A 12,840-nucleotide genomic window follows, 5' to 3' on the forward strand; every position below is an offset into this window, starting at 1 on the left:
CCATTATCGAGATGGCTACGGCTTATGGAAGCTCTTTGGGGCTCAATTCCCAGGGCCTTTTGCTGGCGCTTCTTTTAACTCAGATTGTGGCGTTCCCATTTGCGCTGTTGTTCGGCAAAGCGGCGAAAAAGTACAGGACGGAAAAACTCATCCGCCTGTGTATTCTTGCATACCTTTGTATTGCGCTTTATGCGATTCAGCTGGATAAGCAGTATGAGTTCTGGGTGCTGGCCGTTTGCGTCGGCATGTTCCAGGGAGCGATCCAGGCGCTGTCACGGTCGTATTTTGCCAGAATCATTCCGCCTGAGAAATCGGGAGAATTTTTCGGTATTTTTGATATCTGCGGAAAGGGCGCTTCTTTCATGGGAACGGCTCTGATGGGATTATTCGCTCAGATTACGGGAAAGAGCAACGGCGGTGTTGCGATTCTGGCCGTGATGTTCCTCATCGGATTCTTTGTGTTTGGGAAGGCTGTGAAGCTTAACGGCAGTGGTGGGCATATATCCCCACTGACATGAGGTCAAGCTTATCTGGAAACCAGATAAAAGACAGCAACGCTGTCTGTCATTATGAGCGATATATGGGCTCATAATGTGGATTGAAATAAACACACTCTGGACTGCGCTTCAAAATAAGTTACAAATTCTTTGGCTATGTTTGAAACATAGCCATTTTTTTTGTATATGGCGGTCATGCGGGTGACGGTTTCCGGAGAATCAATGATCCGGACTGTCAGGCCTTCGGCCGTTCTCATGCTGCTGATGGATTCCGGCACCAGGGCCACGCCTAAGCCGGCGCCAGCCCATTGGAGACACGTCCTGGCGTCGTCATTGCGGCAGAAGATATTAGGCGCCGCGCCGATATTCTGGAACGCCATGGATATGATGGCGTCAAAGCGCCGATAATAGATGAGAGGCTTTCCGGCAAGGTCCGTAAGGCGGATTGAGCCGCCTGGAATCGCGTCAAACCAGGAGGAAACTCCGACTGCCGTAAGCGGTTCTTCTGATCCGAAGACACAGTGAAAACCGTCGGTATTAAACGGTGTTCGAACCACGGCGCATTCGATGATACCGTTTTTCAGCTTTTCCAAAAGCTCGTAAGTGTTCCCTTCGGAGATTTCAAATCGAACATTGGGATGAAGGCGGCAGAAGCCCGGCAGGATGCTGTCCGCCAGAAAGCTGCCGGAGGAGGAGATCGTTCCCAGCTTTAAGATTCCCTTCGATGAGGAGGGAAAATTCTGGAGCTCATCAGCGGCCGTATCCATCATGGACAGGATATCCTTAGCACGGGAATAGAGATAGGAACCGGCCTCGGTAAGCTCGGCCTTCCTTGCCCCGCGGGTCAGAAGACGGACGCCTAAGTCCTCCTCCAGCATCATGATCTGCTTGCTGAGCGGCGGCTGGGACAGCCCCAGCTTTTTTGCTGCCGCCGTAAAACTGCCCGTTTCCGCAATCACTGTAAAATAATAGAGCTGCCTTGAATTCATCTGTCCCATGGAATACACCTCTTTAATAATTATTTTCTGCAATAGATACTTGTAATATTATACCAGAATGCTATAATATTACAATGAATTATTCTAAAAACATATGAATCCGGAGGAAGGATAAATGAAAAAACTCCTGAAATACTTAAAGGAATACCGGCTGGAAAGCTTCTTAGGGCCGTTATTTAAGCTTCTGGAGGCCAGTTTTGAGCTGATGGTACCTCTCGTGATGGCGAAAGTAATCGATGTTGGAATTAAGACACAGGACCTCCTCTATATTTTAAAAATGGGCGGAATTCTGGTGCTTCTTGGAGTTGTGGGGCTGGTCTGTTCCATCACAGCCCAGTATTTTGCGGCAAAGGCGGCCGCGGGATTCGGTACGGCGCTGCGAAATGACCTGTTTTCCCACATTGGCAGCCTCTCCTATGCGGAACTCGATAAGGCGGGGACAGCCACGCTAATCACCCGCATGACGAGTGATGCAAACCAGGTACAGTCAGGGGTTAACTTATTTTTACGCCTCTTTTTGAGATCTCCTTTCATCGTGTTCGGAGCCATGGCCATGGCCTTTACCATTGATGTGAAGGCGGCTTTGATTTTTGTCATTGTCATACCGGTGCTGTCCGTAATTGTATTTGGCATCATGTTAATCAGCATGCCTCTCTATAAAAAGGTTCAGCGGCAGCTGGACCGCGTGCTCCTGACCGCCAGGGAAAATCTTAGCGGTGTCCGCGTGATCCGGGCCTTTAACCGGCAGGAGGATGAAGGCCGCCGGTTTGATGAGGAAAACGGTAAGCTGGTGAAAATCCAGGTGTTTGTCGGGAAGATTTCTTCCCTGTTAAATCCTCTTACCTATGTGATTATCAACCTGGGCATCATTGTGCTCATACAGACCGGAGCGAAGGAAGTGAACCGCGGGATTATCACCCAGGGCGAGGTGGTGGCTCTGGTAAACTACATGTCCCAGATTCTGGTGGAGCTGGTGAAGCTGGCCAATCTAATCATCACCATTTCCAAAGCGCTGGCCTGCGCGAACCGGATCAGTGCCGTGTTCGAGCAGAAGCCGGGAATCACGGAGAAGAACCATACGTGTCTGGAAGCCTGCGAAGGCGCTCCGGCGGTAGAATTTAAAGATATGACATTTACCTATGACGGAGCGAGGGAACCGGCCTTAAGCAACATCTCATTTTCCGTGACGAGAGGGCAGACCGTGGGTATCATCGGCGGTACAGGATCGGGTAAATCGACGCTTGTCAATCTGATTCCCCGTTTCTATGATGCGACGGAGGGCGGGGTATCGGTGGACGGCCACGATGTCAGGGAGTATCCGCTGGATCAGCTGCGCGGCAAGACGGGGATCGTTCCGCAGAAGGCGGTGTTATTCCACGGGACACTGCGGGAGAACATGCAGTGGGGAAAGAAAAACGCCACAGACGACGAGATCTATGAGGCGCTTAAGACGGCTCAGGCCCTTGAATTCGTGGAAGAAAAGGACGAGGGACTGGAGCTCTATATCCAGGCCGGCGGCAAGAACCTGTCCGGCGGGCAGAGACAACGTCTCACGATTGCCAGGGCGCTGGTCAGAAAACCGGAGATCCTGATCATGGAGACAGTGCATCTGCCCTGGATTTTGCTACGGATGCCAGGCTTCGGAAGGCCATTAAGGAGAGGACGCAGGATATGACTGTCTTCATTGTATCCCAGCGCGCAACCACGATCCGGAACGCGGATCAGATTGTCGTCCTGGATGACGGCGCCATGGTGGGATGCGGAACCCATAAGGAGCTGTTTGAAAACTGTGAGATTTACCGGGAAATCTGTCTGTCCCAGCTTTCGAAGGAGGAGGTGCAGTAGGATGAATATGAAAAAGCATAAAACGACCATACGGCGGATTCTCTCCAGCATCAGCCGGTATAAATGGGGCGTCCTGGCTTCGCTGGCCTGTGCATTGATCACGGTGGTCCTGACTCTCTATGTGCCGATTTTGACCGGTAAAGCCATTGACTGCATTCTTGCACCGGGAAGTGTGGATTTTGCCGTTATGGGCGGAATTCTCATGAAAATTGGCGTCATTATCCTGATTACCGCGGTGTCACAGTGGCTTATGAGCCATATCAACAATATCATTACGTACCGTGTGGTGAAGGATATCCGGGTCCGGGCGTTTGCAAAGGTGGAAAGCCTGCCGCTCAAATACATCGATTCCCATTCCCACGGCGATATCATCAGCCGCCTGATTGCCGATATCGACCAGTTTTCCGATGGACTTTTGATGGGATTTACGCAGCTGTTTACGGGTATCCTTACGATTTTAGGAACCCTCATTTTCATGTTTACAATCAATCCGGCCATAGCGGTTGTCGTGATTTTGGTTACCCCGGTCTCTCTGTTTGTGGCAAGCTTTATTGCAAAGCGGACTTACACCATGTTCCGGAAACAGTCGCAGACGAGGGGCGAACTCACCTCCCTTGTGGAAGAAATGCTCGGCAGCCAGAAGGTGGTTTTAGCATTTGGCTACGAGGAAGAGACCCAGTCTCAGTTCGAGGAAATCAACGAGCGTCTGCGGGTATGGGGACTTAAGGCTACATTTTTTTCTTCCATTACCAATCCGGCTACCCGGTTCGTCAACAGCCTGGTGTACGCCAGCGTGGGAATTGCAGGTGCGTTTGCGGCTATTTCCGGCTATTTGTCGGTGGGGCAGCTCTCCAGCTTTTTAAGCTATGCAAACCAGTATACGAAGCCGTTTAATGAGATTTCCGGCGTGGTGACGGAGCTTCAGAACGCATTGGCCTCGGCGGCCCGCGTCTTTGAACTGATCGATGAGGAACCACAGATTCCGGATGCGCCGGATGCAGCTGTCCTGTCGGAGGTAAAGGGGGAAGTGTCTCTGAGCGATGTGAATTTCTCTTATGATCCCGAAATACCGCTGATCGAGAATATGAATCTCGAAGTAAAACCGGGGCAGCGTGTCGCCATTGTGGGGCCGACCGGATGCGGAAAGATTACGGTCATCTATCTGCTCATGCGTTTCTACGATGTAGATTCCGGCTCGATTCAAGTGGATGGAAACGATGTGCGGGAGATTACGAGAAAAAGCTTAAGAACAAGTTACGGCATGGTCCTTCAGGAAACATGGTTGAAATCCGGTACGATTCGTGATAATATCGCATATGGAAGGCCGGAAGCGACGGACGAGGAAGTGGTCATAGCGGCAAAGGAGGCTCATGCCCACAGCTTCATCAAACGAATGAAGGATGGGTACGACACGGTTATCTCTGAGGACGGAAGCAACTTGTCCCAGGGACAGAAGCAGCTCCTGTGCATTGCGCGCGTGATGCTGTGTCTGCCGCCCATGCTGATTCTTGACGAGGCTACGTCTTCCATTGATACGAGAACTGAGATACGGATTCAGAAGGCATTTTCCAAGATGATGGAAGGCAGGACCAGCTTTATCGTGGCCCACCGTCTCTCCACCATACGGGAAGCAGACATGATTCTGGTCATGCGGGACGGCCATATTATCGAGCAGGGGACTCATGAGAGCCTGCTTGAGAAGAATGGTTTCTATGCGGAACTGTACAACAGCCAGTTCGCTGTATGACCGGATATAACAGGACAGGTGATGAGACAAATGAGAAAAACAGGATATTATACCGCTTTTATCGGACTTTTCATGGCGGCCGCGCTTACGGTGACCGCCTGCGGTGCTTCAGCGAAAGCACCGGATGTGAGCAGCGTCGTCGGCGGATCAGAGACGGCTGCTGACAGCGCCGTGGGATTTCAAAAGATTGACACGGCGGATAAGGGGAACTCCGGGGATACAGCTGCCGCGGGCAGCGGGGCCGGGCAGGCACAGCCCATAACAGGTGCGGCGCCGGCAGACGGAGAGGTGCTTTCCGGCATACCGATCGATACGGAGAAGTCGGAAGCGGTCTCCATTTACTATGGCTCTGTGTGTTATTCGTTCTTCAGTGAGGATAAAGACAGGATTAAAGCGGTGGCCGACTTATTTACAGGCTTCTCCTTAGAGGAGGTCCCGAACGGTCAGCTGGACGAGGCAACCACGTACCAGATATATTTTTCGACGGATACAGAACAGATTGCGGCCATAAACGTGGATAAGAGCGGGATGTTCTATATTCCGGAGGAGAAGAAGTTCTATAAAGTGAAGGCGGGAACCTTCCGCTTTGATACGCTGGATGAGATTTATAAGGACAGTATGTATGCGGATGGGTTTGATGAGAATCAGTGTTTGATTCAATAGAAGGAGCGGTGTATGAAATAAAATTCAGGCGAAAAATCCGCAAACCACTTGACATTTCCTGCTGCAATGGATAAAATGAATTCAGTTTTATCAGATAAATGCAATGAAGGTGTCAGTAGAACCTTATTTTCTTTCAGAGAGAGGGAGTCACCGGCTGTAAGCCCCCTCAAGTTCAGATAAGCGTTTGAATTTCCCACTGAAGCAGCATGGCAGAAACCGTCCTACGAAGACGGCGGGTAGGTCATGACGTTCATACACGTTACGTATGCCGAGTGCCTGCACGTTCTGTGCGGGAATCAGGGTGGTACCGCGAACTTCAGCTTCGTCCCTAACCAGGGGCGGAGCTTTTTTTTGTAATAGAAAGGTGTTCCTGTTACAAAAAAAGCCCACCGGGCAGGACCGTGTGCCCCGCTTTATCGGGTATGCGCACTCCGCGCTGAGAAAGTATGGCCGCCAAAGCAACCGTGCTCCGGCGCGCGAGTCAGGCTTAACCAACTCTATGTATAAGAAAAAATGATAAAAGAAGGAGAGCATGATGAAAGACCAATTAGAAAAAATCAAGGAAGATGCATTGAAGCAGATCGAAGCGTCGGACGCGCTGGAAAAGCTGAATGAAATCAGGGTCGCTTATTTAGGGAAAAAGGGCGAACTGACCAGCGTGCTGAAGAGCATGAAGGACGTTCCGCCGGAGGAGAGACCGAAGGTAGGCCAGATGGTCAACGACGCCCGCGCCATCATCGAAAACAGGCTGGAGGAGGCCAAGGCGTCTCTGGCAAAGAAGGCGAGAGAAGAGCAGATAAGAAGAGAGACCATCGACGTGACCCTTCCTGCAAAGAGAAACAATGTAGGCCACAGCCATCCGAACACCATCGCGCTGGAAGAAGTGGAGCGCATCTTCGTCGGCATGGGCTACGAAGTGGTGGAAGGCCCGGAAGTGGAGTATGATTTATATAATTTCGAAAAACTGAACATTCCGAAGAACCATCCGGCCAGAGACGAGCAGGATACCTTCTATATTAACGAATCCATCGTTTTGAGAAGCCAGACATCCCCGGTACAGGTCCGCACCATGGAGCAGGGCAAGCTGCCGATCCGTATGATCGCCCCGGGACGCGTATTCCGTTCCGATGAGGTGGATGCGACCCATTCCCCATCCTTCCATCAGATTGAAGGCCTGGTGATCGACAAGAACATTACGTTTGCCGATTTAAAGGGAACGCTGGCAGATTTTGCAAAGGAACTGTTCGGACCGGAGACAAAAGTAAAATTCCGTCCACATCATTTCCCATTCACAGAGCCGAGCGCCGAGGTGGATGTAACCTGCTTTAAATGCGGCGGCAGCGGCTGTCGGTTCTGTAAGGGCTCCGGCTGGATCGAGATCTTAGGATGCGGCATGGTGCATCCCAACGTTCTCCGCATGAGCGGCATTGACCCGGACGAGTATTCCGGCTTCGCCTTCGGTGTCGGCCTTGAGCGTATCGCACTTTTGAAGTACGAGATCGATGATATGAGACTGTTATATGAAAATGACATTCGGTTCTTAAGACAGTTCTAGGGAAAGGAAGGGAAAAAAGATGAATACACCATTATCATGGATTAAAGCATATGTTCCGGACTTAGATGTCAGCGACCAGGAATATACAGATGCGATGACATTAAGCGGAACGAAAGTAGAAGGCTTTGAACGCCTCGACAAAAACCTGGAGAAGATCGTAGTCGGCAGGATTGACCGGATCGAACGCCATCCGGATGCGGACAAACTGATCATCTGCCAGGTGAATATCGGCGCGGAGACCATTCAGATCGTGACCGGCGCACCAAATGTTAAGGAAGGCGATAAGGTTCCGGTGGTTTTGGACGGCGGAAAGGTAGCGGGAGGCCATGACGGCGGCCCTCTTCCAGAGAACGGCGTGGCGATTAAAAAGGGCAAGCTTCGCGGTATTGAGTCAAACGGCATGCTTTGCTCCATCGAGGAACTGGGTTCCTCTAAAGAAATGTATCCGAATGCTCCGGAGAGCGGCATCTACATCCTTCCTGCAGACACAGAGGAAGGCGCAGATGCAATCGAGGTGCTGGGCCTGCGTGACACCGTATTCGAGTATGAAATTACCTCCAACCGTGTGGACTGCTACAGCGTAATCGGCATTGCCAGAGAGGCAGCGGCTACCTTTGACAAGCCATTCCATCCTCCGGTTGTTACGGCCACTGGAAACGACGAGGACATCAACAGCTATTTAAAGGTATCCGTGGAAGACAGCCATCTCTGCCCGCGTTACTGTGCGAGAATGGTGAAAAATATCAGGCTCGCTCCGTCACCATCCTGGATGCAGAGACGTCTGGCCGCCTGTGGAATCCGCCCGATCAACAATATCGTGGATATCACCAACTACGTAATGGAAGAATACGGCCAGCCCATGCACGCGTTCGATTATGACCTGCTGGCAGGCCATGAGATTATTGTCAAATGTGCAAAGGACGGCGACGTATTCCAGACCCTGGATGGTCAGGAGAGAAAGCTGGACAGCACGATTCTGATGATCAACGACGGGGAAAAGGAAGTCGGCATCGCAGGTATCATGGGCGGTGAAAACTCCAAGATCACCGATGATGTGAAGAACATGGTATTTGAATCCGCATGCTTCGACGGCACCAACATCCGTCTCTCCGCAAAGAAGGTCGGACTCCGTACCGACGCTTCCGGAAAATACGAAAAGGGTCTTGATCCCAACAACGCCGAGGAGGCGGTAAACCGCGCCTGCCAGCTGATCGAGGAGCTGGGCGCCGGTGAGGTCGTTGGCGGCATGATCGACATCTATCCGGAAAAGAAAACGGAAAAGAGAATTCCATTTGAGCCGGAGAAGATGAACCGGCTTCTGGGAACGGATGTCTCCGAAGAAACCATGCTGGGCTACTTTAAGAAGCTGGATCTGGGATATGACGCCGATAGGCGTGAGATTATCGTTCCAACCTTCCGTCAGGATTTAAACTGCATGGCCGACATGGCAGAAGAAGTGGCCAGATATTACGGCTATGACAAGATCCCGGTGACGCTTCCGTCAGGAGAGGCCACGACCGGAAAATTATCGTATAAGCTGCGTGTGGAAGAGGTGGCCAGAGAGGTTGCGGAGTTCTGCGGATTCTCCCAGGGCATGACGTATTCCTTCGAGAGCCCGAAGGTATTTGACAGACTGAAGCTTCCGGAGGACAGCCCGCTTCGTAAGACGGTGGGAATCTTAAATCCGCTGGGCGAGGATTTCAGCATCATGAGAACCTCTCCGCTGCACGGTATGTTGAACTCCTTATCGACAAACTACAACCGCAGAAATAAAAATGTCCGTTTATACGAACTGGCAAATATTTATCTTCCGAAGTCTCTTCCGCTGACAGAACTGCCTGACGAGCGGATGCAGTTTACACTGGGAATGTACGGCGACGGTGATTTCTATGACATGAAGGGCGTGGTTGAGGAATTCTTCGACAAAGCCGGTATGCACAAGAAACCGCACTATTCTCCGGAGGACAAAAAGAGCTTCCTTCATCCGGGCAGACAGGCCGATATCGTCTACGACGGAGTTACGGTAGGCTATTTAGGCGAGATTCATCCGGATGTGGCGGATAACTATAAAATCGGTGAGAGAACGTATGTGGCTGTGATCGATATGCCGTCTATGATTCCGTTCACCACATTCGACCGCAAGTATACAGGCATCGCGAAGTATCCGGCTGTATCCAGAGATATCAGCATGGTGGTGCCGAAGGACGTGCTGGTGGGTCAGATCGAAGACGTGATTGAGCAGCGCGGCGGAAAGCTTCTCGAGAGCTACCAGCTGTTCGACATCTACGAGGGCGCTCAGATCCTCGCAGGCTTTAAGTCTGTGGCCTACTCCATCACCTTCCGTGCGAAGGACCACACGCTGGAGGACAAGGAAGTCGGCGCGGTCATGAATAAAATATTAAATGGTCTGCAGGCGCTTGGAATTGAACTGAGAGCATAAACGATCGTATATTCTTGCATCACCGGGTATAAAGTGCCGGAGTTGTGTTCATCCTTACAGAAAATGGATTGTTTTGTAAGGAGGAATACGTTATGGCGGAAGGACTTGAAATTATAGAGGTGACCGGGCGCAGAATGCTGGACTCAGAGGGATTGCCGGCCGTGGAGGCGGAAGTGGAGCTGGAAAACGGCGCCCGGGGCCGCGCCATGGTAGCGCTCTGCGAGGACAGCGAAGACACGGACCGGGTCATGGAGATACTGTCGGAATGTGTACTGTTTGAGGACGCGTCAGACCAGAGAGGCATTGACAAGCTGCTGGAGGAGGGCGCTTCTTCCTGCGGAATCAGGAAATGCGGCGGTTTCTTAACTGCGGTATCCATGGCGGTTTCCAGGGCAGCGGCGGCCGGCCTGGGGATGCCGCTTTACCGGTATCTGGGCGGAACGGCGCCTGGACGCCTCCCGGTCCCCATGATGACGATGATCAGCGGCGGGAGATACGGAAGGAACAACTCACTCGATCTGGAATCCTATATGGTAGTCCCTGTGGGCGCCGCCTCCTTTGGCGAAGGCGCCGAAAAATGCATGGAGGTATACCAGGCATTAAAACGGCTTCTCACCATCTCGGGATATCAGACCGGGGTGGGAGACGACGGCGGTTTTGTACCGGATTTGAGAAATTCGGAGGAGGCTCTGGAATATATCATGGAGGCCATGATGCTGTGCGGCTATGAGCCGGGGAAAGATATGTGTCTGGCCATCGGCGCAGGCGCGGAATCACTCTTCGATGAAGGTACCGGGTTCTATCAGTTTAAAGGGGAAAGCCGTATGACAGGCGTACCGGTCGAGCGGGACAGAAATGATATGATCGGTTTCTATATTCGTTTGCTGGACGGATATCCGGTCTGCGCCGTGTTCGACGGGCTGGCGGAGGCGGATGCCGGCGGATGGGGCATGCTGACCAAGATGCTGGGAAACCGGGCTGTATTTATCGGGCAGCACAAAAACCGGGAACCGGGCTGCTTAAAGCCGGGAGAAAGAGACTGGGCCTGCCTGGCAGACTGGGACGGTGTGGAGGAAAACGCAGCAGGCATTTCCATGTGTGGAGCAAAGAGTGTGACGGCGGCCATGGAGATGGCGGATCTGGCCAAAAGAAACGGGCTGAAATTAGCCGTGTCCCAGGGATACGGTGAGACGGAGGATCCGTACGCTGCCGACTTTGCCGCGGCTGTAAACGCAGACTGGATCAGGGCGGGCGCGCCGTGCCGGTCGGAGCGGACATCGAAATACAACGAGCTTCTGAGAATCGAAGAGTGGATGAAAGTAAGAATATAAAAATACAAAAAATGCAGTTGTATTTATGGAAAAAATATGATATGATTACCATGTTTGACTATAGGAGGTGGAAAAGGGACATGATCAGAACGATTTTATCAATCATATTTGTTATCATATGTATAGCATTATCTGCAATTATTTTGCTGCAGGAAGGAAAGACACAGGGCTTGGGTTCCATCGGCGGTATGGCGGATACTTACTGGGGAAGAAACAAAGGCCGTTCCATGGAAGGTAAACTGGAGAAATTTACAAGATACGGAGCGATTCTGTTTTTCGTTCTCGCGTTAGTATTGAATCTGAATATACTGTAAAGATTAAACACTCTTGTGGTTAGGCGGCAAGGGTGTTTTTGTTTCACAGGAAAATTTATCCGGTGAAGCAAGTGCCTTCCGGCGCGGGAGTCCGGCGGCCGGACTATTTACGTTCCTTCCGGGCATAATGATAAAAGCAGAGGGAACCGCAGCGTAAAACAGAAAACGAGGAAATTATGACAGAGGAACAACTGACACAGAGAAAGAACATGATATTACAGCTGGTGGAAGAACCGGCCTACGTTCCGATGAAGCTGAAGGAGATGGCGATTCTTCTCGATGTGCCGAAGGGGCAGAGAGAAGAGCTGAAGGAAGTGCTGGATGCACTGCTGTCTGAGGGAAAGATCGGCATTTCCAAAAAAGGAAAGTACGGCAAGCCGGATATCGGCTCCATAACCGGTACGTTCAGCGGCCATCCGAGGGGCTTTGGCTTTGTGACCGTAGAAGGACGGGAGCAGGACGTCTTTATACCCGAGGATAAGACGGCTGACGCCATGAACGGCGATACCGTGCAGATTACCATCGAGACAGAGGGCGAGGGCTCAAGACGGGCCGAAGGACGTGTCCTGCGCGTTCTGGAGCACGCGAACCGGACCGTGATCGGATACTACCAGAAAAATAAGAACTTTGGATTTGTCATTCCGGACAACCAGAAGATTGGTAAGGACATATTCATTCCTCAGGGAAAGGATATGGGGGCCGTGACCGGTCACAAGGTGGTAGCCGTGCTTACGGACTTCGGCGGAAGCCAGAAGAAGCCGGAGGGCATGATCACGGAGATTTTAGGCCATGTAAACGATCCGGGAACGGACATCATATCCATCGTGAAGGCGTATGGTCTTCCGGAGGAATTCCCTGACGAGGTGATGGATCAGGTGGAAATGGTCTCCGACGAGGTCACGGATCGCGAGCGGGAAGGCAGACTGGACCTGCGCAGCCTGCAGACCGTCACCATCGACGGCGAGGATGCGAAGGATCTGGATGACGCGATTTCCGTATCGAAGGAGAACGGTGTGTATACATTGGGCGTCCACATTGCGGATGTCAGCCACTATGTGACGGAGAACAGCCCGTTGGATGAGGAGGCGCTTAAGAGGGGAACCAGCGTCTATCTGGTGGACCGGGTGATTCCCATGCTTCCCCATAAGCTGTCCAACGGAATTTGCTCCTTAAATCAGGGGGAGGACCGCCTGGCCCTCAGCTGTATCATGGAGATCGACGAAGCGGGCAATGTGACCGGGCACCGGATCGCAGAGACGCTCATCAACGTGGACAGGCGTATGACCTACACGGCGGTAAACGCGGTCGTGACAGACCGTGATGAGGCGATGATGAAGGAATACGAGGAGTTTGTCCCCATGTTCCTGCTTATGAAGGAGCTGGCCGATATCCTGAGGGAGAAGCGGAAGACGAGGGGATCGATCGACTTCGACTTCCCGGAGACCAAGGT

11 protein-coding genes and 1 other annotated feature are annotated in these 12,840 nt (G+C 51.9%); of the genes, 10 read left to right on the forward strand and 1 reads right to left on the reverse strand.

Translation table 11 applies throughout. The annotated features are described in order from the left end of the window. Positions 1-518, forward strand: a 518-nt coding sequence (locus ACLTD4_RS30045; RefSeq protein ID WP_412331792.1) for an MFS transporter, incomplete at its 5' end; no start/stop codon positions are given. A gap of 68 nt (positions 519-586) precedes the next feature. Here the strand turns inward: ACLTD4_RS30045 and ACLTD4_RS30050 are convergent. Beyond that, entirely contained in the window at positions 587-1,495 is a 909-nt protein-coding gene (locus tag ACLTD4_RS30050) for a LysR family transcriptional regulator (RefSeq protein ID WP_117620552.1), read from the reverse strand. Between the two features lie 115 nt (positions 1,496-1,610). On the opposite strand from ACLTD4_RS30050, the gene ACLTD4_RS30055 reads away from it, so the two are divergent. From ACLTD4_RS30055 to ACLTD4_RS30095, 9 genes are all read left to right on the forward strand, one after another. Beyond that, a complete protein-coding gene (locus tag ACLTD4_RS30055) occupies positions 1,611-3,170 on the forward strand; it encodes an ABC transporter ATP-binding protein (protein ID WP_412331793.1) in 1,560 nt (519 codons plus the stop codon). Further along, the gene (locus ACLTD4_RS30060; RefSeq protein WP_412331794.1) at positions 3,167-3,340 is read left to right on the forward strand and encodes a hypothetical protein; all 174 of its coding nucleotides are present in this window, start codon (positions 3,167-3,169) and stop codon (positions 3,338-3,340) included. Before ACLTD4_RS30055 ends, ACLTD4_RS30060 begins: the two co-directional genes overlap by 4 nt. 1 nt (position 3,341) lies before the next feature. Beyond that, entirely contained in the window at positions 3,342-5,087 is a 1,746-nt protein-coding gene (locus ACLTD4_RS30065) for an ABC transporter ATP-binding protein (RefSeq protein WP_412331795.1), read from the forward strand. Positions 5,088-5,117: 30 nt separating this feature from the next. Further along, positions 5,118-5,750 carry a hypothetical protein gene (locus ACLTD4_RS30070; RefSeq protein ID WP_055652958.1) on the forward strand — a complete coding sequence of 211 codons (633 nt, stop codon included), beginning with the start codon at positions 5,118-5,120 and terminating at the stop codon, positions 5,748-5,750. Positions 5,751-5,844: 94 nt separating this feature from the next. Then, positions 5,845-6,083 (forward strand) — a binding site (T-box leader). 202 nt (positions 6,084-6,285) lie between these two features. Beyond that, complete coding sequence (gene pheS, locus ACLTD4_RS30075; RefSeq protein ID WP_055652956.1) at positions 6,286-7,305, forward strand: phenylalanine--tRNA ligase subunit alpha; 1,020 nt, start codon at positions 6,286-6,288, stop codon at positions 7,303-7,305. Between the two features lie 19 nt (positions 7,306-7,324). Then, a complete protein-coding gene (gene pheT / locus ACLTD4_RS30080; RefSeq protein ID WP_117620555.1) occupies positions 7,325-9,745 on the forward strand; it encodes a phenylalanine--tRNA ligase subunit beta in 2,421 nt (806 codons plus the stop codon). Positions 9,746-9,837: 92 nt separating this feature from the next. Further along, a complete protein-coding gene (gene eno / locus ACLTD4_RS30085; RefSeq protein WP_117620556.1) occupies positions 9,838-11,076 on the forward strand; it encodes a phosphopyruvate hydratase in 1,239 nt (412 codons plus the stop codon). A gap of 80 nt (positions 11,077-11,156) precedes the next feature. Beyond that, the gene (gene secG, locus ACLTD4_RS30090; protein ID WP_002603794.1) at positions 11,157-11,390 is read left to right on the forward strand and encodes a preprotein translocase subunit SecG; all 234 of its coding nucleotides are present in this window, start codon (positions 11,157-11,159) and stop codon (positions 11,388-11,390) included. A 176-nt stretch (positions 11,391-11,566) separates the two neighbouring features. Beyond that, on the forward strand, positions 11,567-12,840 hold a 1,274-nt coding region (locus ACLTD4_RS30095), incomplete at its 3' end, for a ribonuclease R family protein (protein ID WP_412331796.1).

This window comes from Hungatella sp. (genome assembly GCF_046966825.1).